General features: G+C 43.0%; 26 protein-coding genes. 14 read left to right on the forward strand and 12 right to left on the reverse strand.

Annotated elements, in window-relative coordinates; genetic code table 11:
* The first annotated feature begins 14 nt into the window (after window positions 1-14).
* The 5 genes from hpf to rnk all read left to right on the forward strand — a co-directional run bounded on the left by hpf (window position 15) and on the right by rnk (window position 2737).
* Window positions 15-302, forward strand: coding sequence for a ribosome hibernation promoting factor (gene hpf, locus P3L44_RS16965; protein ID WP_004258306.1), 288 nt, complete (start codon window positions 15-17; stop codon window positions 300-302).
* 93 nt (window positions 303-395) lie between these two features.
* Window positions 396-863, forward strand: a complete 468-nt coding sequence (gene ptsN, locus P3L44_RS16970; RefSeq protein ID WP_004258311.1) for a PTS IIA-like nitrogen regulatory protein PtsN — start codon at window positions 396-398, stop codon at window positions 861-863.
* A gap of 119 nt (window positions 864-982) precedes the next feature.
* Window positions 983-1834 (forward strand): RNase adapter RapZ, encoded by an 852-nt coding sequence (gene rapZ / locus P3L44_RS16975; RefSeq protein WP_004258318.1) that lies wholly within the window; start codon window positions 983-985, stop codon window positions 1832-1834.
* Between the two features lie 5 nt (window positions 1835-1839).
* The gene (gene npr, locus P3L44_RS16980) at window positions 1840-2112 is read left to right on the forward strand and encodes a PTS phosphocarrier protein NPr (protein WP_272661584.1); all 273 of its coding nucleotides are present in this window, start codon (window positions 1840-1842) and stop codon (window positions 2110-2112) included.
* Between the two features lie 214 nt (window positions 2113-2326).
* Complete coding sequence (gene rnk, locus P3L44_RS16985) at window positions 2327-2737, forward strand: nucleoside diphosphate kinase regulator (protein WP_004908251.1); 411 nt, start codon at window positions 2327-2329, stop codon at window positions 2735-2737.
* Between the two features lie 133 nt (window positions 2738-2870).
* Here rnk and pmbA read toward each other — a convergent pair whose 3' ends face one another.
* A complete protein-coding gene (pmbA, locus tag P3L44_RS16990; protein ID WP_140171503.1) occupies window positions 2871-4211 on the reverse strand; it encodes a metalloprotease PmbA in 1341 nt (446 codons plus the stop codon).
* Between the two features lie 185 nt (window positions 4212-4396).
* Between pmbA and yjgA the strand changes: the two genes are divergently transcribed.
* The 3 genes from yjgA (at window position 4397) to P3L44_RS17005 (ending at window position 5675) form a co-directional block, all read left to right on the forward strand.
* Window positions 4397-4942 (forward strand): ribosome biogenesis factor YjgA, encoded by a 546-nt coding sequence (gene yjgA / locus P3L44_RS16995; RefSeq protein ID WP_004258329.1) that lies wholly within the window; start codon window positions 4397-4399, stop codon window positions 4940-4942.
* Between the two features lie 173 nt (window positions 4943-5115).
* A complete protein-coding gene (locus tag P3L44_RS17000; protein WP_094961512.1) occupies window positions 5116-5349 on the forward strand; it encodes a hypothetical protein in 234 nt (77 codons plus the stop codon).
* Window positions 5346-5675, forward strand: a complete 330-nt coding sequence (locus P3L44_RS17005) for a low molecular weight protein tyrosine phosphatase family protein (RefSeq protein WP_140171502.1) — start codon at window positions 5346-5348, stop codon at window positions 5673-5675. Before P3L44_RS17000 ends, P3L44_RS17005 begins: the two co-directional genes overlap by 4 nt.
* Here the strand turns inward: P3L44_RS17005 and P3L44_RS17010 are convergent.
* From P3L44_RS17010 to P3L44_RS17060, 11 genes are all read right to left on the reverse strand, one after another.
* Window positions 5672-6259 (reverse strand): RBBP9/YdeN family alpha/beta hydrolase, encoded by a 588-nt coding sequence (locus tag P3L44_RS17010; protein ID WP_094961511.1) that lies wholly within the window; start codon window positions 6257-6259, stop codon window positions 5672-5674. The genes P3L44_RS17005 and P3L44_RS17010 overlap by 4 nt on opposite strands.
* A gap of 60 nt (window positions 6260-6319) precedes the next feature.
* A complete protein-coding gene (locus tag P3L44_RS17015; protein WP_004258345.1) occupies window positions 6320-6607 on the reverse strand; it encodes a barstar family protein in 288 nt (95 codons plus the stop codon).
* Between the two features lie 13 nt (window positions 6608-6620).
* Entirely contained in the window at window positions 6621-7109 is a 489-nt protein-coding gene (locus P3L44_RS17020; protein WP_004258351.1) for a ribonuclease domain-containing protein, read from the reverse strand.
* 109 nt (window positions 7110-7218) lie between these two features.
* Window positions 7219-8664, reverse strand: a complete 1446-nt coding sequence (gene tldD / locus P3L44_RS17025; RefSeq protein WP_110591211.1) for a metalloprotease TldD — start codon at window positions 8662-8664, stop codon at window positions 7219-7221.
* A 5-nt stretch (window positions 8665-8669) separates the two neighbouring features.
* On the reverse strand, window positions 8670-9521 hold the full coding sequence (gene nit1 / locus P3L44_RS17030; RefSeq protein ID WP_004258360.1) for a deaminated glutathione amidase: 852 nt from the start codon (window positions 9519-9521) through the stop codon (window positions 8670-8672).
* Complete coding sequence (yhdP, locus tag P3L44_RS17035; protein ID WP_272661583.1) at window positions 9521-13312, reverse strand: AsmA2 domain-containing protein YhdP; 3792 nt, start codon at window positions 13310-13312, stop codon at window positions 9521-9523. The genes nit1 and yhdP overlap by 1 nt, the downstream gene beginning before the upstream one ends.
* A gap of 13 nt (window positions 13313-13325) precedes the next feature.
* Window positions 13326-14795 carry a ribonuclease G gene (rng, locus tag P3L44_RS17040; RefSeq protein WP_004908223.1) on the reverse strand — a complete coding sequence of 490 codons (1470 nt, stop codon included), beginning with the start codon at window positions 14793-14795 and terminating at the stop codon, window positions 13326-13328.
* Window positions 14792-15379 (reverse strand): Maf family protein, encoded by a 588-nt coding sequence (locus P3L44_RS17045; protein ID WP_140171498.1) that lies wholly within the window; start codon window positions 15377-15379, stop codon window positions 14792-14794. Before P3L44_RS17045 ends, rng begins: the two co-directional genes overlap by 4 nt.
* Window positions 15380-15414: 35 nt before the next feature.
* Window positions 15415-15903, reverse strand: coding sequence for a rod shape-determining protein MreD (mreD, locus tag P3L44_RS17050; protein WP_004258382.1), 489 nt, complete (start codon window positions 15901-15903; stop codon window positions 15415-15417).
* A 44-nt stretch (window positions 15904-15947) separates the two neighbouring features.
* Entirely contained in the window at window positions 15948-16916 is a 969-nt protein-coding gene (gene mreC / locus P3L44_RS17055) for a rod shape-determining protein MreC (RefSeq protein WP_272661582.1), read from the reverse strand.
* Window positions 16917-17001: 85 nt separating this feature from the next.
* Complete coding sequence (locus P3L44_RS17060; protein WP_004908213.1) at window positions 17002-18045, reverse strand: rod shape-determining protein; 1044 nt, start codon at window positions 18043-18045, stop codon at window positions 17002-17004.
* Window positions 18046-18650: 605 nt separating this feature from the next.
* Between P3L44_RS17060 and P3L44_RS17065 the strand changes: the two genes are divergently transcribed.
* The 6 genes from P3L44_RS17065 to panF all read left to right on the forward strand — a co-directional run bounded on the left by P3L44_RS17065 (window position 18651) and on the right by panF (window position 24046).
* A complete protein-coding gene (locus P3L44_RS17065; RefSeq protein WP_140171497.1) occupies window positions 18651-19631 on the forward strand; it encodes an oxidoreductase in 981 nt (326 codons plus the stop codon).
* A 235-nt stretch (window positions 19632-19866) separates the two neighbouring features.
* Complete coding sequence (gene aroQ / locus P3L44_RS17070; RefSeq protein WP_004258402.1) at window positions 19867-20331, forward strand: type II 3-dehydroquinate dehydratase; 465 nt, start codon at window positions 19867-19869, stop codon at window positions 20329-20331.
* Window positions 20332-20349: 18 nt separating this feature from the next.
* Window positions 20350-20820, forward strand: coding sequence for an acetyl-CoA carboxylase biotin carboxyl carrier protein (gene accB / locus P3L44_RS17075; protein ID WP_004258405.1), 471 nt, complete (start codon window positions 20350-20352; stop codon window positions 20818-20820).
* A gap of 12 nt (window positions 20821-20832) precedes the next feature.
* Window positions 20833-22179, forward strand: a complete 1347-nt coding sequence (accC, locus tag P3L44_RS17080) for an acetyl-CoA carboxylase biotin carboxylase subunit (protein WP_140171496.1) — start codon at window positions 20833-20835, stop codon at window positions 22177-22179.
* 174 nt (window positions 22180-22353) lie between these two features.
* A complete protein-coding gene (locus P3L44_RS17085; RefSeq protein ID WP_140171495.1) occupies window positions 22354-22596 on the forward strand; it encodes a DUF997 family protein in 243 nt (80 codons plus the stop codon).
* Complete coding sequence (gene panF / locus P3L44_RS17090) at window positions 22586-24046, forward strand: sodium/pantothenate symporter (RefSeq protein WP_272661642.1); 1461 nt, start codon at window positions 22586-22588, stop codon at window positions 24044-24046. The genes P3L44_RS17085 and panF overlap by 11 nt, the downstream gene beginning before the upstream one ends.
* Window positions 24047-24222: the final 176 nt, after the last annotated feature.

The raw sequence follows: 24222 nt of genomic DNA on the forward strand, positions 1-24222 counted from the left end.
ATAAGGAAGATTGTATGGAATTTCAGATTACTGGACACAATATTGAAGTTACTCCTGCATTGCGCGAGACTGTTGAGAAAAAACTCAAAAAATTGGAGCAATTGTTTGATCGCATTAACGGTATCCAAGTTGTCTTGAAAGTTGAAAAAGTTCAGCAAATTGCTGAAGCAACCGTGCAAGTTAATGGAGCGGATCTCCACGCATCAGCGGAAGAAAATGATATGTACGCTGCTATAGATATACTCGTAGACAAGCTGTCGCGCCAATTAACCAAACATAAAGAAAAACTGAGACAACATTAATGCATTGATGCGGCTTATTAATTAGCCTAATAATGTTTCAAACCAGATGGTGGGATACACCATCTGGTTTTGTAGTCCTAAGTGAACAATAAAATGAATAGTGATATAGAAATCCAGTTAAACGTTGTTTTATCATCAGCCTGTACACGTAATAATATTGTGTGCACGAGTAAAAAAAGAGCTTTAGAAATTATTAGTGAGCTGGCTGCCGTTGAATTGGAATTACCTGAAAATACGGTATTTGAAGCGTTATTAACCAGAGAAAAAGTTGGCACAACAGGTATTGGTGGTGGTATTGCCATTCCTCATGGAAAGCTGAATGAAGGTGAAAGTAGCCGTGCTGTCGGTGTTTTTTTACATTTAGAAGAACCCATTGCTTTTGATGCAATTGATAATCAACCTGTGGACTTGCTTTTCGCTTTACTTGTGCCATCTGACCAATGTAAAACGCACCTGCATACGTTGTCGCTTATCGCCAAAAAACTAGCCGATAAAACGCTCTGTAAACGCCTACGCAGTGCACAAAGTGATGAAGAGCTATACAGCATAATTACAGAGTAAGTGATAAATTATGTATCTTGCCATATGCAAATGATATTGTTATGGTTTCTAAATAATATTAATTGGCAAGTACTGCTTTTCAAGAAACTCATTATTAGGAAACAAAAGGGAGCAAGCTCATGGTGCTGATGATAGTCAGCGGCCGTTCCGGTTCGGGGAAATCCGTTGCCTTACGTGCGCTGGAAGATATGGGTTTCTATTGCGTAGATAACCTACCGGTTGTATTACTACCGGAGTTAGCGAATTCACTGGCTGATCGTAACATTTCAGCAGCGGTTAGTATCGACGTGCGTAATATGCCCGATAATCCAGAGATTTTCGAAGAAGCGATTGATAAATTGCCTTCAACCTTCTCTCCTCAATTGTTGTTTCTAGATGCTGACCGCAACACGCTTATTCGCCGTTACAGTGACACTCGTCGGTTGCACCCACTTTCAAGTAAAAATCTTTCACTTGAGAGCGCAATAGATGAAGAAAATGAGTTACTTGAGCCTTTACGCTCTCGTGCTGATTTAGTCATCGATACTTCTGAAATGTCCGTTCATGAATTAGCTGAAATGCTAAGAACACGTTTGATGGGCAAGCGTGAGCGTGAACTGACAATGGTGTTTGAATCCTTTGGTTTCAAACATGGTATTCCTATTGATGCCGATTATGTATTCGATGTACGGTTTTTACCCAACCCACACTGGGACCCGAAATTGCGCCCGATGACAGGCCTTGACCGGCCAGTCGCTGCATTCTTGGATAGGCATACTGAAGTCCATAACTTCATCTATCAAACTCGTAGCTATTTAGAATTATGGCTGCCGATGTTAGAAACCAATAACCGTAGCTACTTAACTGTTGCAATTGGCTGTACGGGAGGTAAACACCGTTCCGTGTATGTCGCAGAGCAACTTGCCGACTATTTCCGTTCCCGTGGTAAAAACGTGCAGTCACGCCATAGAACCTTGGAAAAGCGCAAATAACAGCAATGACAGTAAAAGCCACAATAACGCTCAAAAATCGGCTTGGAATGCATGCAAGGCCTGCTATGTTACTCTATGATTTAGTTAAACAATTTAACTCAAGAGTTATTTTGCGTAATAATAATCAAATTGAGGCTGAGGCCGATAGCGTTATTGCGATGTTGATGTTAGACTCAGAACAAGGCAGTAAGATTGATATCGAAGTTAGCGGCCCAGATGAAAACCAGACCTTGTCCGCAATTATCAACCTATTCGAAAACAGGTTTGATGAAGAATAGCGGATATCGCTGATGAAAAGCAGCTGAGTTTCAAGCTAGCTACTGATAATATCAATCAGTAGATTTTTATCTAGGCAGGCTTAGAGATCGTGATCATGATCTCTTCCCTTTAAAGCGTATAGCGCCTAATATTTTAAACAAACTTATTTCTAGCGACACCCCCTACCTTATGGGTGGGGGGTGTTTGCTTTGTATGTCTCTATTGGAGTGTGGTATGACAAAGCCAACAATTATTATCAATGATTTAGATGCTGAACGTTTAGATGCACTGATGGAACAGCCGGCTTATGCGGGCACACCAGTTGCCGAAGCGCTCAATGATGAACTTGACCGTGCAGATATTTTAAGCCCGCAAGAGATCCCTGCGGATGTGGTCACGATGAACAGTACCGTTCGCTTTTTGGATTTAATCAGCAACGAAGAACGCACGCGCACCTTAGTTTACCCTGCGTCCCTGAAAGATAGTGCAGAACAACTGTCTGTTATGGCACCGATTGGGGCAGCTTTGTTGGGCTTGCATGTAAACGATGAAATCAGCTGGGAACTGCCAAACGGCGTGCAAACACGTGTTCGCGTATTGGAAATCGTTTATCAGCCAGAAGCAGCAGGTGAGTTCCACCGTTAATCATGATAACGGCTGAATTAAGGAAGGCTTAGCGAAAAAAGTTTTATTTAAAAAACTCAGGTAAGTCCTCTGACATATTCAGGCACTCAATTGAGTGCCTTTTTTGTTGCCTTTAAATGGGCAGAGTAGAAACCTACTCCCCAGCAATACTCATTTCTGGGATCAATACCGAACCACACTGAATATTACTGCGGGTTTCAATATCATCGGCAATAGTGACCATATTCGCCCACATCTCTTTTAGATTTCCAGCAATGGTAATCTCACTCACAGGATATTGAATTTCACCGTTTTCGACCCAAAAACCTGAAGCCCCACGAGAGTAATCACCTGTGATACCACTAACCCCTTGTCCCATTAATTCAGTAACGATTAGCCCTGTTCCCATTTGTTTCAGCAATGCATCGAATGAAAGCCCTTGGCCTGCAATACGCCAGTTATGGATACCTCCAGCATGCCCCGTACTTTGTAAACCCAATTTTCTTGCAGAATAGCTGGTCATTAACCACGTTTGCAAAACGCCATTTTCGACAATATTGCGCTCACAGGTACGTACGCCTTCGCTATCAAAAGGTGATGACGCCAACCCGCCCATTAAATGGGGTTGCTCATTGATAGTTAGCCAGCTTGGTAAAATTTGCTTTCCTAAGCTATCTAATAAAAAAGAGGATTTACGATAAATGCTGCTGCCACTAATCGCGCCCACTAAATGACCAAATAAGCCTGTTGCCACTTCTGCTGCAAAAATAACAGGGGCTTTCATCGTAGGTAATTTACGTGGCGATAAACGAGATAAAGTACGACGAGCACACTCCTGCCCAACCCACTCAGGCGACTGTAATGCCCCTAAGCTACGGCCAATCGTATAAGCGTAATCACGTTCCATCTCACCATTTTGCTCAGCAATCACACAACTTGACATCGAATAGCGGCTTGAACAATAGCTTTGCAGCATGCCATGGGAGTTACCAAATACACGAACCCCGTAGTGCCCATTAAAGCTACCGCCTTCCGTATTCACAATGCGGGAGTCTGCATTTAATGCTGACATTTCCGCAATCGACGCTAAGCGGATCGCTTCTTCAGGAGAAAGTTCGCTCGCTTGAAACAAATTGAGGTCTGGTGCTTCAAAAGCCAGCAAAGATTTGTCTGCCGGCCCTGCACACGGGTCTTCTGAGGTGTAGTTAGCAATATCAATTGCCGCCTGAACAGTCCGTTCAATAGCTTCAGGGCTTAAATCTGTTGAAGACGCACTGCCTTTACGTTGTTGATGGTAAACGGTGATCCCTAGCGCTCCATCACTGTTAAACTCAACATTTTCGACTTCCCCTTGGCGGGTACTCACACTAATCCCAGTGCTTTTGTTTACTGCAACTTCCGCAGCATCACAACGTGTTTTAGCAAATTCTAATGCGTGCGCGACGGCTTCTTCGAGTTTTTTACGTTGTTCGGTGACTTGTTCAGTTACACTCATGCTTTAGTCCAATCAATAATGTGGGGGAAACGTGATTTTCTGCCCTAACAAGCAAATGCTAGGTAGTCATAGAGGGGTTTTCCCAGTTACAATATATAATAGATGAATGTTAACACTCACAACACAGTAAATCATATTAATTACGCGTAATTAAACCACTGTGTTCGGTAAAAAGGAAAATCGATATGGCCAAACAGCCTGATGACTGGCTGGATGATATCCCAGCGCCGCAAGACGAAGAAGACGAGGAAATCATTTGGGTCAGTAAAAGCGAAATTAAACGCGATGCTGAGATCCTCAAAAAGTTAGGGGCTGAGCTCGTTGATTTAAGTAAAAGTGAATTAGAACGCATCCCGTTAGATACTCAATTACTTGAAGCCATTGAACTTGCCCAAAAAATCAAACGTGAAGGCCGTCGCCGCCAATTGCAATTGATTGGTAAGTTATTACGTTCACGTGAGGTTGAGCCCATTACTGAGGCTCTGGACAAGCTTAAAAACCGCCACAACCAGCAAGTGGTAATTTTACATAAACTGGAAGACTTACGTACCCGTTTATTAGATGGCGGTGATGAAGTCATTGAAGACGTGGTTGCCCTGTTCCCACAAACAGACAGGCAACAACTGCGTGCATTAGTCCGTAATGCAAAAAAAGAGCGTGAAGGCAACAAACCGCCAAAAGCTTATCGCCAAATCTTTCAATATTTGAAAGATCTCTCTGAAATGGCTTAATGAATTATCCCCTATGCTACGGCTAGGGGATTTTTTTTTGTAAATTAAGCAATAATCTGAAAAAGCCAGAAGCGTGTTGATAGCGCTGCCGAAACAACCTATCATGCCATTGTTAGACATACTCTGACCCGTATTATCGCGGCTGCTGAACCCCGATAAATAATGAGGAAGATATGGATAATACCCGAAATAGAGCATGGCGCAGAGCCAAAGCTCGAATCAATAAATCCCGTGATCAACTAAATTCACGACTAGTTGACTGCTATACACCTGAAAAAAACTGGAAACAAATGTACGGCCGTAGCGAAAAAATGATCCGTGCAGCCCAATTAGGTATGGCATACCCGCAAGTAAGTAATATACAGCTTGCCCGTATTAGCCTTGAAGAGATACACAACAACTCGTGAATATTTTATTCATTTGCAGTAAAAACCAATGGCGTAGTCCAACCGCTGAACAGATCTGGCGCAACCATGAAAGTTGGGTCACCCGTTCAGCGGGAACGAGCCGCAATGCGAAGCGCCCTGTTAATGCGGATTTAATCCGCTGGGCAGATGTAATTTTTGTGATGGAGCAAAAACATAAAAACCGCTTAAAAGCAGATTTCCCCCGCCTTTTGGAATACAAACCGCTTCATGTTCTGGATATTCCTGATGATTACCCATATATGGACCCAGAGTTGATTGAAATACTCAAAACCAGTGTGCCTAGTGTTCTTACCAACCATAACTAGCTAAAATGCGTTTTGATCGTATCAAGTAGTGTTTTGAACTCAGTATAGCCTTCTCTATCAAGGAAATGCCCAGCAGATTCCTCAATAATAACCTGTGTTTTTAAGGCCTCTGCCAATGCTTTCGAAGACCCCGGCGACACAATTTCATCATTGGTTGATATAATCGATATTCGATTATTTGCCACTTTTATGAGTTCGTCATAATTCAATGGTTCAACGGTGTGAGGCTGTAATTCAGGCAATGTAGGCTGTTCTTCGTCAAACCCTGATACCAATACATAACCTGCCACCGATTGCCCTGCATGTTGAAGAAACCGCAATGCAGTAACGCAACCTAAGCTATGGCCAATCAAAATCGTATTTTCATCAATATCAAAAGGTAAATGCTGCAAGCGCTGCTGCCACCTTTCAGGGTTGGGGGCTAAAGAGTCAGGCATGGTGGGGACGTTAACAAAAGCGCCTAAGGCTTCAAGCTCTGATTTCAACCATGGAAACCAATTTTTTTCAGGGGATGCCGTGTAACCATGAACAATAAGAAATTTTTTTTCTTTTAGTGGAAATGCAGTGCAAGTAACGTTATTCATCCTAAAGACCCCTATCAGCTCAGTTATCTTATTTAGACTTTACCATGAGTGATAGGAATATTAGTTAGAGCTTTTTGTTATATCTAAAGCAAAAATAAACTCTTCTTCCCACATGTCTTGTGCGTCATTCATCACATCAATAACATCTGCGAATTTTATACGCTGTTCCGCGCTCATATGTGAAAACGTGATGGTTACAGGTAACTCAATGCCTGCGGAAACCATGTCCCACAAAGCATCAAGATTATGACCAAACCAATCAGGAAGGGAAAATTGTTGAGCAAATTGGTCATAAAAATCATTCAATGAGTTTATCTGCCTGAAATCAAAGCTCACCTGTTTGCTCATCACGGTATTTCCTTTAGTTGACTTGTGTAAAGCTCTTATAATGGTCATGAGTCACAAAAATCATCCCATCTGATGAGTATAGCAAACGGTCCGCCCCGCGATGGCCACAGCGATAATTAATGTCTGCTTCAAACCATTGGCGTCCTTGTGCAATGGGTAAACTTTTCTCACGGTTAGAAAAACGGTCGCCGCCAATCGCTCTTCCAGGTAACACATCGCAAAGATTACCTTTTTTCGCATCCCATCCGGCTTCACGGGCTTGTTTTTTCGTCATATAGAAAGCGGGAAGTTTTTGATATTTTTCCATAAAACTAACCACGTTATCTTGTGCAGTCAGCTTATCAATCGGTTGTGGTGTTTCTTTTGGCGTTATCGCTTCACGAGAAGGTGGATTGCTTTGATTAACGGATGGTTCAGATGGTGTTTTATCTCCACCATTAAAATAAAGGCTAATCACAATCAAAATAGCCATCAATACGACGGGTAAAAAACGTTTATTCATAACACCTCAGTTGTTTTGTGCTTTGCAGGCACACAATCGCCCCAGTCACAACATCGACAAGAAGTTGTTACAAGGGCGAGCAGAGCCTAGTTTATATCGCCAAGAACGATTATGCGGTACCGCCAACAGTCAGTTTGTCCAGTTTTAATGTAGGTTGGCCTACACCAACAGGGACACTTTGGCCTTCTTTGCCACAAACACCAACGCCTTTATCTAGCGCTAAGTCATTACCAACCATTGAAATCTGCTGCATAGCTTCAACACCCGAGCCAATTAACGTCGCTCCCTTCACAGGAGAAGTAATCTTACCTTTTTCAATCAGGTAAGCTTCTGATGTTGAAAATACAAATTTACCTGAGGTGATATCTACCTGACCACCACCAAAGTTTGGTGCATAAATGCCTTTATCCACACTCGCAATAATTTCTTCTGGCGTTGATGTACCTGCTAACATGTAGGTATTGGTCATACGCGGCATAGGTAAGTGCGCATAAGATTCACGACGTGCATTACCTGTTGGAGCAACTCCCATCAGGCGTGCATTCAGTTTATCTTGAATATAATTACGTAAAATACCATTTTCTATTAGGACGTTATACTGCCCAGGTACCCCTTCGTCATCAATGGCGAGAGAGCCTCGACGGCCCGCTATCGTGCCATCATCCACCACAGTGCACAGTGGTGATGCCACTTGTTCGCCTATTTGACCTGAAAAAACAGAGGTGCCGCGACGGTTAAAGTCACCTTCTAAACCATGGCCTACCGCTTCATGCAATAGAACCCCTGGCCAACCAGCACCCAGCACAACCGGCATCATTCCAGCAGGCGCTGCGATCGCAGACAAATTCACCAGCGCCATACGCACCGCTTCACGTGCATATTGCTCAGCAACCACTTGCCCTTGATGAATTTCCAAGAAATATTCGTAACCATAACGGCCACCACCGCCACTTGCACCGCGTTCGCGCTTACCGTCATGTTCCACCAGCACGCTGACCGACAAACGCACTAACGGACGAACATCTGCCGCCAAAGTGCCATCTGTTGCGGCGACTAGCACTTGTTCATAAACACCCGTTAAACTGGCATTGACTTCGATAACACGTGGGTCTTCTGCGCGTGCAACTTGGTCAACACGGTGCAGCAAATCAATTTTTTGTTCCCGCGATAAGCTTTGCAGTGGGTCTGCTGCTGAATACAGTTTTTTATATTCAACATTAGTTAAAATTTGTGATTTACCAGAGCCTTGCTCATTCACAATGCTGCGTGCTGCGGTCGCACTTTGTGTCAGCGCATGTAGCGAAATTTGGTCTGCGTAAGCAAAACCGGTTTTTTCACCACTGACTGCTCTCACACCAACACCTTGGTCGATATTGTAAGAGCCATCTTTGATGATCCTATCTTCAAGCACCCATGATTCATGGAAGCTCGATTGAAAGAACAGATCCGCATAATCCAGATGGCGCTCAGATAACAAACCTAAAATGTCATACAGATTTTCTTGCCCAAGGCGGTTGGCGGCCAGCAAATGTTCGCTGACAGAAACTAAACTCATATTCGTTACTCTTTGGTTTCTTTTTTAATCAAGGATGTCAATTGCGGTCTAAAGCGGTTATGTTTCACCACTTTGATTTGCTCTCGCATGACACTCAAGCTGTCCGTTTTAATATTCAGTACCGTAGACGCAACTGCATCCACGTTCTTTTTCATCACTTTACCCCACCCATCAACTGCAAGGCTGTGCCCCCATGTGCGACGCGTACCGTGCACACCGACTTGAGCAGGCGCTAAAATATAGCATTGGTTTTCTATCGCACGAGCACGTAATAACGGCTCCCAATGTGCTTGACCGGTGTAACGGGTAAATGCAGCAGGTACAGAGATAATTTCTGCGCCTTGTTCACGTAATGCTTGGAATAAACCAGGAAAACGTAAATCATAGCAAATTGTCATGCCAAGACGACCAACGGGTGTATCAACGACAGTGATATGTTCACCGCGTTGATAAATCACAGACTCGTTATAAGTGCCTTGCTCGTCTTCGATATTGACATCAAACATATGAATTTTATCGTAGCGAGCTTTAATATTTCCTTCGGAATCAAATAATAAGCTACTACTTGTAATACGTTCAGGGTCTTCACGGCTAATCATTGGCATTGAGCCAATTAAAATCCAAACATGATAACGTTTGGCCATTTCGCTGATCGCACTTTGCAAAGGGCCTTTTCCTTGCTCTTCCGCTTGTTTACGATAAGTCGCCGCATCCGCAAATAACAATGCATTTTCAGGGGTCAGTACTAACTCAACAGTCTCTGGTAACTGTTTGATCTGTTGTTCGATTTGCGCCAAATTGTGTTTAGTATTATTTCCGCTACATAACTGCAAAAGTGCAACGTTGCCATTTTTCATTACTCTTGAGTCTCCTTCAGTTGACGTAATACTTCATCAATTTTCGGCTCGTCCAAACTACCTGTTACTCGGTAACGAATAACGGAAACTTTACTCCATAGTGGACCGAGCACTTTCGTTGCCGCAAATACGGCAGCGCCTGCAAATGGGTTTACTACAAACGCGGTTGCTACTCCTACTGTAGCAGATATTTCCGGTGTAATGACGGCTTCAACATTAATTTGGCGTTTAACAAGATCAATTTGGCCATTAAAAGCGATATCGGCAACTAAACCATCAACATAGGTATTTTTCGAAACCAGTACACCATTTTTAATGGTCGCATCCCCTTTAATGGAGTCAAAATCAAAGTCATCACTAAATGTATCGCTAAAATCAAATCGTAGTTTACGCAACAGGGCATCAAAACTGACTAGACGCAATATTTGCCCTGCACGACCACCGCCCATTTGTGCAATCGCTCCTTTGCCCAATTTTGCAGACATTTTACCATTTAAAGAGGCGATATCTGGTGACCAAGGCAAATTAGCCCAATCTAAATCAAATTCAATAGTATAAGGTGATTGGATAATGGGAACCAATATACCAAAATACGCCGCCGTTTCGTCAAAAGCTTCACCGGTTAATGAACCTGCAATTTGTGTTTTATTGCCTTTTTCGCTGTTCCAAATAGCATCTAACTTTAATTTCGTGACGCTGTTATCTAGCGTGCCATCTGTCAGTTGCAATAAAGTGCCTTTAGGTTGGATATTAGCGCTAATTTCCCCCAATTTCTGCCCAGCGACCCAACACTCTTTACAGTGAAACTGCAATTGTGGCCATTGGCTAAAATCAAATTGTGTTGTGGCAAGGTCATTGATTTGAGCACTAGAGGAAGTGCTAGGGTTGTAATACAAATAATCAATAGCGACCTGCCAAGGCTGTGAAGCAAAGATTTGTAACGAGCCTTTTAGGTTTTCACTGTTGATACTGACCAACTGCTCAGGCCGTTGTAAATCATAAGAAAAGTTTACTGCGTTCCATTGCTGCCCAGCGAGGTAGATTGATGGAATATTGACCTGGAGCATATCCGGCAAGCCAATATTCATACCACCTTCGCGGCTATGGGATGACACTAGTAACCCAGCTAATTTCTCCCAGTTCATATCAGTAATCGCTGGCAAATCGACAATAAAAGCTGAGTTTTTAGGGAGTTCAGGAATACCGTCACGCCATTGGGCAATATGGGCTTTTAATAAACTCAGAGGTTTGTCACTCAATCCCCATTGAGTATTAAAACCAATGCGCTTACCGATATCACCACCAACTACCAACTGTTCTGTTGTTCCTTTAGCCTGAACATTAATTTGCCCAAGTTCGGCTAATAGAGCGTTATCAATAGCGGGTAGCTGGCTTTTCAGTTGTTTTAGCCCTGCCGTGACATCGATTTGTAAGCCAACGGGTTCTTTCGCCGTATTTGGAATGGTGATGGCAACTTGGCTTTTCCAGTCAGTGGTTCCTGATAATTTTTGTTTAATCTCAGCAGGTAACATTGCCAACTTATTTACCACCCAGTTTCCGTTAATATTCACATCCACTAAATAATTTTTTGCTTGATCTGTAGTGGTGAAATCGACAGTAATTGGCTGTTCAAACCAGTGTCCACGCAGGTTTTCACCGCGTAAATCTCCATTGTTAAACTCAAAGCTGCCCGTCAAAGCAGAAATAGTGCTATCAATTGGCTGAATATATAAATCGTTTTTATTGAGATTGACCTTTCCTTTGGCGACAACATCCTTACCCGCCACCAGTGGAATAGATAACCCTAACTGGCCATTAACAGTTCCCCCAATTTGTAACTCTTCAAGCGTATCGCCAATTGAGTGGTTCATCGGGGTATGCACAAAATATTGCTGGATTTGTTTGCCAGTTCCATTGATATCTGCATTGATATACAGCATTTCTTTAGTGTAATCAGGGATATTGGCATCAAGATTGGTTGCTGTGGCATCCGCCAGTTTTACCGTTGGTGCATGCATAAATAGCCCTGCACGCCTAAAGTCTAAATCCATATCTAAGTTCAATAATGCAGGCCATTCACTGTCATATTCGAATGTCGCATTACGCAGAGGGACATAAACTTGGAATTGCCCATCATTGTTATCGTATGGGAAATGAGCTGGGTCACCTTTATAGACCAACGTCGCATTATCTACACTACCTGCGATAATGGCTTTCGTCAGGTAATCCGCCACATCTTGCCCCATTAATTTTTGTGGGAAATAACGCCACGCATCCCCTGCATCATCTAAACGAATTCCGGCAAGAATGGCGAGATCGGCATAATTTCCTTTTTTCGCTTTTGCGTAACGAAACTCACCATTTGCCCAAAGAGACTGAGCTTGTACCTCTAATGATGGGCTCCACAGTTTAAATTCACTGTCATTATTTACCCAATGGAACTGACCTGTTGCCGTCTCTATTAAAAAAGGAGCTTTAAATTCATCGCGATAGTCCACTTCACTATCTTGCAAGCTAACTGTGGCACTACCACTTTGCATGCCACCAATTAAAACACCCGAAAAATGATTGACTGAAGGCAACTCTTTCCATTTTTTCCAGCTGACATTTTGCCAATCCATGTTGATTTGTACGTTTTCAGGCATGTTTTGTGTGATATCAAGGGCAAATTCACTCACTACACCAGTTGGTTGGCGATGTTGCCAATCTTGTACCATTTCAGGAGTCAAAAAAGAAAATGTGGGCAAAACTTCGCTTAAACGTTCGAGTTCAATATCTTTAGCACGGATGCGCCAATGGTCATTATCTTGATATTTTTTGCTGGCAGGCAAATACAATACAGAGACGCTCCCTTGCGGCCAGATAAACTCATTGGTTTTCAAGGTATCAAGCTCAGGAATGTTAAATAACCACCCATTCCCCTGCCTTTTCATTCGCAAAAGCAAATCATTAACTTGTAGGTTTTGGGCTAATTCGCCCGTTCCCCAGTTAGCTTCGCCTTGTCGTAGTTGAATAAGGCCGCTGTCAATTCGATGATTTCTCAGGGTTACCCAAGAAGACAGGCTAAAATTGGCATCCCGCAATGAAGTATTGTCACGCAGCCAGCGGCTAAGCCATGGCTGCATATCAATATTATCCGCTTGTAGATAAAAAATGCCGTCACTTAACACGCCGTTTTTATCTGACACATCAAGCTTTACTTGCAGATAGCCATGCTGCTTATTAATGGTTTCAAGACTCACAAAACCTTGAGCACGATGCCGTTCATTGTCATTCAGCCATGAAAGCTCGGGTAAAATCAGCGTTGTTTTTTGTTCAGAAGGTGTGAGGAAGGTTAATTGGCTTTCTTTTAATATAAAGTGGTCGAATTGCCGTAAAAATAGCTCTTCAATGCTATCTAAAGACTCGCCTTTCGCGGAGTCTCCAAGGCTTAAAGGAACTTTATAATCAACATTTAACTGATAGAAGGTTAAATCACGAAAGCGCCAGCGTAGAGAAAATAATGAGCTCCAGATATCTAACTCAACCGTAATGGTATTCGCGGTAGCATCCGTAGTTTTACTCTGTAAAGCGACATCGGATAACGTCAGTACAGGGCCAAAAGATTGCCAAGCTCCTTCGATTTTACCAATTTGTACAGATACATCGGTCTTTTTTTCAACATAATCGACCAGATCTTGTCGATAGTTGTCAATATTTGGCAGAAGAAAACGCAGCCCTGACAGCACTAATGCACACAGCAATAATATAACCGCGGTCGTCACCAGTGCTACACGTGGCAGTCGTCTCACTCAAATCTCCTTATTACATCATTACGACGTCAAAACGTTCCTGACTGTAAAGAGGTTCAGTCTGAACTTTAACTTGCTTCCCAACAAAGATTTCAACTTCTGCAAGGGCATGTGATTCATCCCCTTTAAGGACATCAACCACCGCTTGGGATGCATAAACTAAGAACCTATCTGCATCGATAGTCCGGTGAACGCGAACTATTTCACGTAAAATTTCATAACAAACTGTTTCTACTGACTTAACGGTTCCACGCCCTTGGCAAGTTGGGCAGTCATCGCATAACACATGTTCTAGGCTTTCTCTTGTGCGCTTACGCGTCATTTCAACTAAACCCAGTTGCGAAAAACCATTAATGGTGGTTTTGACTTTATCTTTGCTCAATGCCTGTTCTAATGATGCTAGCACACGCCGACGATGTTCAGGGTCAACCATGTCGATGAAGTCAATAATAATAATACCGCCTAAGTTACGTAAACGCAGTTGCCTTGCTATCGCTTGAGTCGCCTCGATATTAGTATTGAAGATGGTTTCTTCAAGATTACGATGGCCAACAAATGCCCCAGTATTGATATCAATCGTCGTCATGGCTTCAGTTTGGTCGATAATCAAATAACCACCTGATTTTAGCTCCACTTTTCGATCCATGGCTCGCTGAATTTCGTTTTCAACGTCAAACAAGTCAAATATTGGCTGATTACCTTGATAAAGTTCGAGCTTAGCCGTCATTTCTGGTACATACTCTTCGATAAACTCTTGCAATTGAGTATAGGTCAAACGGGAGTCAACACGAATACGATCAAGATGAGCACCTGCAAAATCACGGATAATGCGGTAAGCAAGCGCTAATTCACCATAGATTTTTGTGCGAGTCACATTACGTTTTTTTCGTTCAATCACTTTCGCCCACAGGCGCTTTAAGAAGGCCGCATCCTGTTTAACTTCCTCTTCCCCGACCCCTTCTGCTGCCGTACGGATGATAAAACCACCATTTTCATCACAATACTGTGAAACACACTCTTTTAGGCGTTCTCTTTCAACTTCACTTTCAATGCGTTGAGAAACGCCTACATGGGAAGCTCCTGGCATAAAGACCAAATAGCGAGAAGGGAGAGTTATATCTGTAGTAAGGCGAGCGCCTTTGGTGCCAAGGGGGTCCTTGACGACTTGAACGATTAAATCTTGTCCTTGCTTAACGAGCTCAGCAATATCCCTGACATGAAAGTTTTTTTGTTCGTCACCCGCAATGCATTCCGTATGGGGCATAATATCCGAAGCATGCAAAAAGGCCGCTTTATCTAGACCAATATCAACAAAGGCCGCCTGCATCCCCGGTAAGACACGGCTCACGCGGCCTTTGTAAATATTCCCTACTAATCCTCTTTTTGCTTCTCGCTCAACATGAATTTCTTGTAATATCCCACCATCAATATAAGCAACGCGCGTTTCAGATGGTGTAATGTTCACTAATAGTTCCGCAGTCATGACTTCCCCTTACCATCACTTAACGCTAAAAATCGCTGAATTAGCTCGTCTGTTTCAACCAGTGGTAAACCAACAACCCCATGGTAGCTGCCATTAATTTTACGTATAAAACGCCCACCAATGCCTTGAATTCCATAAGCGCCAGCCTTATCCATTGGCTCTCCTGACTGTATATAATCCCGTATTTCGAGTAAAGATAACTCGCGGAATGTCACATCTGTCACAATTAGTGACTGCATTGTCTGTTGACGGTTGGATAAGGCAATAGCCGTCATCACTTGATGGGTTTTTCCTGATAATGCACTTAGCATCTCTTCTGCGTGCTGATTATCTCGCGGTTTTTCTAAAATTTCCCCTGCGAGAACAACGATTGTATCTGCGCCCAAAACCGGTTGATTATCGGGTGCAATCGCAACACCGGCTAAAGATTTATCTCGTGCAAGACGTTGAACATAGTCTTGAGGCAACTCCCCCTCCTGCCACTGTTCTTCTACCTCTGGACGTAAAACCTCAAAGGTATAATTAAGTTGCTGAACAAGTTCACGTCGACGGGGGGAGCCGGACGCAAGATAAATTAAACACATAAACTGTATTCCCAGTCAGACCGACAACTAACACCCTAACATACTGAAAATTGCCGACGAATTTTACGTAAAAGTAAAAAGAGCCATGGCCATAGAATACCATTCACTAAGCTATTCCAAAATACTTGCGGGTGGAATAATACTTGTGATGATAGAAATTCAGCCCAAAAAACAGCAAGATCTTGAATGATAGTGAGTAACATAATCACCAGAGCTTGCTGCCACAACGCCATATTACGCAACAATTGGTGTTTATAAGAGACGAGATAGCAAATAATGCTAAAAGAAAGAGCATGCACTCCCAGTGCAGAGCCCTGAATGGAATCTACGATAATCCCTAAAATAAAACTCGTACCAACACTCACTCGGTGTGGTAATGCCATCACCCAATAAGTGAGAATCAACAGAAGCCATGATGGCCGGTAAAAACTGAGTTGTTCCGGCCAAGGCATGACTTGTAAAATCAACGCAATAAAAAACGATAACCAAATGATGGCACGGCCATTTCCGCGATACTCATCCATGCTAATTTACTCTCTTGCCCATAACCATACTGTGTTTCCTCTACTTATGGTTGTGACGTCGGAGCCATTGATGGTGGCAATGGAGGCCCCTGAATTTCATTCGGATTAGGTAACACTTGCGGCAATACTTTCATTAATCGTTCATTTGCTGCACGATAAACTTCCGAAGGCTGTAGTGGCGTTTTAGGGTCGTTATCATTTCCCCATAATAACAGAAGGTAACGTAAACGCTGCAATTCGGCGCTCGGCTTCGCGCTAATGATGGTATACGCTCGTTGTGTGTCGTGTTTTACGACAGAGACCACCCCTACTGGATAACCTTCAGGGAAACGCCCCCCTAGCCCTGACGTGACAAGGACGTCACCAACACGAATATCGGTATTTTCAGGTAACGGTTCTAATTGGATATCATCAGCACATCCAGAACCGGCTGCAATCACACGAACATCATTACGTAATACTTGCACAGGCAATGCATGGGTAGTGTCACAAATTAGCAGGACACGGCTATTAAAATTACTTACCCCAACCACTTGGCCAACAACACCTTTATCACTAATAACAGGCTGCCCTTCATAAACGCCTTCATTACTGCCTTTATCTATAACCACTTGGTCACGATATGGCGTATTCGCGCCTGAAATAACTTGCGTTACCATCATGTGTTCATCTTGGCGAAGTGGTGAGCCAAGTAACTCCCTTAAGCGTGCATTTTCCTGCTTAAGTTGCTCTAAAAGCAAGTTGTCCGCTTTTTTCAGTAATAGCTCTTGTCGTAAGGCTTTGTTTTCGAATTGCAGTTGTTCTCTTGAAGAGAAACTTTCCGAAATATTATCTAGAAATTGGCGTGGGCCATTCGCTAAAAAATAGAATGGGCTAACCGCCGTGTCTAAGTAGTTACGGACTTTATTGAAAGGCTCAAAACGATGGTCAATCACCACCAGTACAAGTGCAATGATTACCGCAAAAAATATGCGTAACTGTAGGGATGGACCTCGCCTAAAAATTGGCTTCATGTGTGGCTAAGTTTCGCTAATGTCAGAGGAACAAAAAATAGTCAAAACAGTTGGAGAACCTCCCCAACCGTTTCTAAAAGGCCATTTAGTCTTCGCTAAACAGGTCGCCACCGTGCATATCAATCATTTCTAACGCTTTACCGCCGCCACGCGCGACACAAGTTAGTGGATCTTCTGCAACAATAACCGGGATACCCGTTTCTTCCATCAATAAGCGATCTAAATTACGAAGAAGCGCGCCACCACCCGTTAAGACCATACCGCGTTCTGAGATATCTGAGGCCAGTTCAGGAGGACACTGTTCAAGTGCTAGCATTACCGCACTGACAATTCCTGTCAGAGGTTCTTGCAATGCTTCTAAAATTTCATTGGAATTCATTTTAAATCCGCGAGGCACACCTTCTGCAAGGTTACGACCGCGAACTTCAATCTCGTAAACTTCATCGGTTGGGAAAGCAGAACCAATTCCATGTTTGATGCGTTCTGCTGTCGCTTCACCTATCAGCGAGCCGTAATTACGACGTACATAGTTAATGATAGACTCATCGAAACGGTCACCACCAATACGTACCGAAGAAGAGTAAACAACGCCATTTAAAGAAATAACAGCGACTTCTGTCGTACCACCACCAATATCAACAACCATTGAGCCTGTAGCTTCTGATACAGGTAACCCAGCACCAATAGCTGCAGCCATCGGCTCTTCAATTAAGAAGACTTCACGCGCACCCGCACTTAGCGCGGACTCACGAATGGCTTTACGCTCAACTTGTGTTGCACCAACAGGCACACAAACAAGGACTCGCGGACTAGGGCGTAAAAAACTGTTGCTATGAACTTGTTTGATGAAGTGCTGTAACATTTTTTCAGTCAAGAAAAAGTCAGCGATAACACCGTCTTTCATTGGCCTGATTGCCGAAATATTGCCTGGTGTACGTCCCAGCATCTGCTTCGCTTCACCACCGACTGCAGCAACGCTTTTTGGCGATCCAGAGCGGTCTTGACGAATAGCAACTACAGAGGGTTCATTTAATTTTACGCCTTGTCCTTTGACATAAATAAGGGTATTGGCCGTACCCAAGTCAATAGACAGGTCATTAGAAAACATGCCACGAAATTTTTTAAACATAACGAAAGAGTTATCCTGCAAGCTGGGGACGAATTTAAACCCGTCTACTCTACCAACCACTTGAAGCTGCCTCAAGGCGTTAATGAGCTGCTTCTATAAATATGGTTAATTCATCTATTTTTCACGTACCGTACTGTACATGCTTCTTATGTAAACGAAGCAGATAAAAACCCCAAAAATAGATATTAATTGTATTCTTTACCTACAGGATAAAATTATACAGAAAAACATCTACTCTTTGGTTGTTATATACTCCATCTTTTTCTTCCCAGTGTGACAAGTTATTGGGGCAACAAGTTCAAATATTATTTAGTTCTTTTTATTATTGCTACACACTGGCTATTTCCAATACAAATTGGGTGAATTCGCTGGGTGTTCGCTCTATTATCTACCAAAAACGCGGCAAATTTATGTCAATACGCAAAATGAATCCGTCGAGATGCGATATTTTGCATGATAAAAGCCTATTTATGCCAGAAAAAAATTATTTTTTACAAATTAATTACAATATTAATAGCTTAAACACTGTCACTACGTCAATGAATTACCCGCAAATTTTAGGCACTTTTAAAGTACATATTTAATCATTTTATTAGGAGTGAAAGATGAAAGCTCTCATCCTGCAACAATCGGAAGATAAAATTATCTCAGGCATTCAACCTCTAACGACAGAAATGCTCCCGGCCGGTGATATTATAGTCGATATTCATTGGTCCACACTCAATTATAAAGATGGGTTAGCCATTTGTGGAAAGGCGGGAGTTGTTCGCCAATATCCGATGGTACCTGGTATTGATTTTTCAGGCGTGATCCACCACAGTGAAGACCCACGCTTCCAAGTTGGCCAACATGTGCTACTGACTGGATGGGGGGTGGGTGAAACGCATTGGGGCGGGTTAGCCTCTCAAGCAAGAGTCCCCGCAAAGTATTTAACCCCTCTTCCAGAAAATTTGTCCTTAAAACAAGCAATGGTTATTGGCACCGCCGGCTTTACAGCAATGCTTTGCGTAAATGCCCTAGAAGAAGCTGGTGTGACTCCTGATAAAGGCGAAGTCATCGTAAGTGGTGCAAGCGGTGGTGTAGGTAGTACTGCCGTGCAATTACTCTCTTTATTAGGTTATGAGGTTGTCGCGATTTCAGGTCGTGAAGAAAACAGCAGCTACCTGCAAAGTTTAGGTGCCAAGAGGGTATTACCTCGTAGTGATTTCACTCATCCTGCTAAACCATTAGACAAACAGTTGTGGGCGGGTGCGATTGATACAGTAGGTGGTGAATTACTCGCTAATCTTCTTGCGCAAACACACTATAATGGGACTGTTGCCGCCTGCGGCTTAGCGGGTGGCTTCGACTTACCAACCAGTGTCATGCCATTTATTTTACGTAATGTCCGCCTACAAGGTGTAGATTCGGTTTACTACCCTGCCGCAAATCGCCCTAAAGTATGGCAACGACTCGCGGAACTTCTACCTCCGTCTTTCTATGAGCAAGTCAGCAATGAGATTAAATTAGAAGATTCTGTCGAATATGCAAAAAAACTCTTAAAAAATGAAGTGACTGGGCGTACGCTAGTTAACCTGCGAGGTTAGTCACCAATTTATTGCGGTACTTTCGCCTAAATAGGGATTACCGCACATTTTCTAAAATAAATTCGGGTATTTTCTCTGATAAGACCAGTATTTTGCTGCTATATGTCACGAAATAATTATAATGACGAACCTTGTCAGTAGAAAATCCATTTATTTTTATGATAAAAGATGACAAACGCTTAGCATCGCGTTATGTTGTCGGGCTATTGATAATATCGTCGGAGTTAGCAGCATAATGGCAGAAGATATTCACATTTTACTCTTGAATGGGCCAAACCTAAACCTGCTAGGTACACGGGAACCCGATAAATACGGCAACCAAACTCTTGCCGATATCGTATCCAAGCTGGAGTCAGAGGCTAGCCAGTTAGGGGTAAAATTGAGTCATTTTCAGTCAAACGCAGAATTTGAACTCATCGATAAAATTCATGCTGCACGTCATGATGTTGATTTTATTCTCATCAATCCGGCTGCATTCACACATACCAGTGTTGCACTACGTGATGCATTACTCGCGGTGAGTATCCCGTTTATCGAGATCCACTTGTCTAATGTGCACGCTAGGGAATCATTTCGCCAACATTCTTATTTCTCCGATAAAGCAATCGGTGTAATTTGTGGTCTAGGTGCTGATGGTTATAGTTTTGCTTTACAGGCAGCGGTTAACCGTCTGCGCCTAATTAATTCAATCCAAATATAAGAGTACGGAATCATATCCATGGATATTCGTAAAATTAAAAAGCTGATCGAGCTGGTCGAAGAGTCTGGCATTTCTGAACTGGAAATTTCTGAAGGTGAAGAGTCAGTACGTATCAGCCGCGTTTCACCTGCTTCCCAGGTTATGGCTGCACCTCAACAATATTACTCAGCACCGGTTGCACAACAACCTGCTTTGGCTAATGCGGTTGCACCATCTGAAGCTATGGTAGCGCCAGCTGCACCTGCTGCAGTTGCAGGTCATCAGGTTCGCTCACCAATGGTCGGTACTTTCTACCGCGCGCCAAGCCCTGAAGCGAAACCATTCGTTGAGATTGGTCAAACGGTCAGCGTTGGTGACCCACTTTGCATCGTTGAAGCGATGAAAATGATGAACCAAATCGAAGCAGATAAAGCAGGCGTTGTTAAAGCCATTCTGTTGCAAAACGGTGATGCAGTAGAATTTGACGAGCCATTAGTTGTCATCGAATAACGAGGCGTTTCCATGCTGGAAAAAATTGTTATTGCTAACCGCGGAGAAATCGCATTACGTATTTTGCGTGCCTGTAAAGAACTCGGCATCAAAACAGTAGCGGTTCACTCTACGGCAGATAGCGATCTAAAACACGTGTTACTGGCTGATGAAACAATTTGTATCGGCCCAGCAGCATCAGCGAAAAGTTACTTAAATATCCCTGCGATTATTTCCGCAGCGGAGATTTCAGGTGCTCAAGCGATTCACCCAGGATATGGTTTCTTGGCTGAAAACGCAGATTTTGCAGAACAAGTTGAAAACTCTGGTTTTGTTTTTATCGGTCCAAAAGCTGAAACCATCCGCCTAATGGGTGATAAAGTTTCTGCAATTAACGCGATGAAAAAAGCCGGTGTACCTTGTGTTCCGGGTTCTGATGGCCCATTAGGGAACGACACTGAAAAAAATAAAGCCATCGCAAAACGTATCGGCTTCCCTGTCATCATCAAAGCATCTGGTGGTGGTGGTGGTCGTGGTATGCGTGTGGTACGCAATGAAAAAGATTTAGAATCTTCGATCAACCTGACACGTGCTGAAGCGAAATCCGCTTTTAATAATGATATGGTTTACATGGAAAAATTCCTTGAAAACCCACGTCATATTGAAATTCAAGTCATGGCTGATGGCCAAGGCCATGCGGTTTACTTGGCTGAGCGTGACTGTTCAATGCAACGTCGCCACCAAAAAGTGGTTGAAGAAGCACCAGCACCGGGTATTACACCTGAAATTCGCCGTAATATCGGTGAGCGCTGCGCTAATGCGTGTATTGAAATCGGTTATCGTGGTGCAGGTACCTTTGAGTTCTTGTTCGAAAACGGTGAGTTCTACTTCATTGAAATGAATACCCGTATTCAAGTTGAACACCCAGTAACTGAAATGATCACTGGTGTAGACTTGATTAAAGAGCAACTGCGTGTTGCCTCTGGGTTACCATTATCTGTGAAGCAAGAAGACATCGTGGTGCATGGCCATGCTGTTGAGTGCCGTATCAACGCAGAAGACCCAAAAACCTTTATCCCTAGCCCAGGTAAAATCACCCGTTTCCACTCACCTGGTGGTTTTGGCGTACGTTGGGAATCTCATATTTACGCAGGCTACACTGTACCTCCGTATTATGACTCAATGATTGGTAAATTAATTACCTATGGTGAAACTCGTGAAATCGCTATTTCTCGTATGAAAAATGCGTTAAACGAATTAATCGTCGATGGTATTAAAACCAATATTGAATTGCACCAAATGATTATGAACGATGAAAACTTCCAAAAAGGTGGAACTAATATCCACTATTTAGAGAAAAAACTGGGTATTGCTGAATAAGTCAGCGATAACCTGTTTAACTTATCGTCAATCGATACCGTAACGCCCTGCGTTGCGGTATTTTTTTGTGTTAAATACGCTTTAGTGCACTTTTCTTCTGGTATTTTTCACACTCAGTCCACAGATTATCGTACAATTGCTGATTATTTTTATGGGAATGAAGGGGAATAACGGGTGGATAAACGTTTTCTTCAATCAAATAAAGAAGCGCGCTGGTCATTTTATTTGACTATCGCCTATCTGGTCGGCTGGGTTATTAGTGTCTACCTACCGGACAACACGCTTGGAATTACAGGGCTACCACTGTGGTTTGAATGGTCTTGTCTCATCTTACCCATCATTTTTATTTTGCTCTGCATTATGATGGTTAAACTGATTTTTAAAGACATCTCTTTGGAGGAGAATGATGCAGATTGAAGTTCTCCTGCCTCTTGTCGGCTACCTAGCTCTCGTCTTTTTGCTATCCATTTATGCATATAAAAAACGAACAAAAGGCGAGTTTTTAAATGAATACTTTTTAGGTAATCGTTCAATGGGCGGCTTTGTCCTTGCGATGACCATCACAGCAACCTATATCAGTGCGAGTTCTTTTATTGGAGGACCGGGAGCTGCCTATAAATATGGCCTAGGTTGGGTGCTATTGGCGATGATCCAACTCCCCGCGATTTGGCTTTCCCTCGGCGTGCTAGGTAAAAAATTTGCTATTTTGGCGCGTCGCTATAATGCCGTTACACTCAACGATATGCTGTATGCACGCTACCAAAGTCGGTTTTTAGTGTGGTTTGCCAGTGTTAGCCTACTCATTGCCTTTTTTGGCGCGATGACAGTGCAATTTATTGGTGGTGCGCGCTTATTAGAAACAGCAGCAGGTATTCCATATACTTACGGGTTAATAATTTTTGGGGTATCTATCGCACTCTATACCGCAATTGGTGGGTTTAGAGCCAGCGTCCTGAATGACGCACTGCAAGGCCTAGTGATGCTTTTAGGTACGGTGATCCTGCTGGTTGCAATTATTTACCATGCAGGTGGTTTACCCGCAGCCATAGAAAAAATGCATACCATAGACCCAAAATTGGTTTCGCCTGAAGGTGCAGATGATATTTTAAGCGGGCCATTTTTAGCTTCGTTTTGGGTTTTAGTCTGTTTTGGGGTGATTGGTTTACCTCATACTGCGGTACGTTGTATTTCATATAAAGACAGTAAAGCAGTTCATCGAGGTATTATTTTGGGAACCATCGTCATGGCGATACTGATGTTTGGTATGCACTTTGCGGGAGCTCTCGGTCGTGCAATTTTACCTGACCTCACAATCCCAGACCAAGTGATCCCTACTTTGATGGTACACGTTCTACCACCATTTGCAGCGGGAATTTTCTTAGCGGCACCGATGGCCGCAATTATGTCAACGATCAACGCACAACTACTACAGTCCTCGGCAACCATCGTAAAAGATATCTATCTGAATACCATGCCAACACAAATCAAAAATGAAAAGCGTCTTGCACGGATCTCTAGCCTTTCCACTTTGGTCTTAGGTGCATTGCTTTTAGTTGCAGCATGGAACCCGCCTCAGATGATTATCTGGCTGAATTTACTGGCTTTTGGTGGTTTAGAAGCTGTTTTCTTGTGGCCATTAGTCCTCGGGCTCTACTGGGAAAAAGCCAATGGAACAGGTGCTATCAGTGGTATGGTCATCGGAGGCGTCAGTTATGCCATATTGGCAAGTTTTAAAATTGAAATCATGGGCTTTCACGCTATCGTCCCATCACTGATTTTTAGTCTTATTGCCTTCCTTCTAGGTAATCTTTTTGGCAAAAATCCAGTACAATCACCAGCAAACGAACAGGTAACTAGCACTCACTGATTCCTATCTACTGATAGGTGAATTTGGCGTTACCTAATGTAAATGAACAAATGCAATGCTCTAGATAATTCGCGTCATAGATAGGCGGCAAACGAGCTAATCCCTAGGAGCATACACCAGTATGTGACTAGGGTTAGTGAGCGCAGCCAACAACGCTATGGCGTGAAGAATGACGA

The organism is Providencia sp. PROV175 (genome assembly GCF_032707045.1).
Lineage (GTDB): Bacteria > Pseudomonadota > Gammaproteobacteria > Enterobacterales > Enterobacteriaceae > Providencia > Providencia hangzhouensis.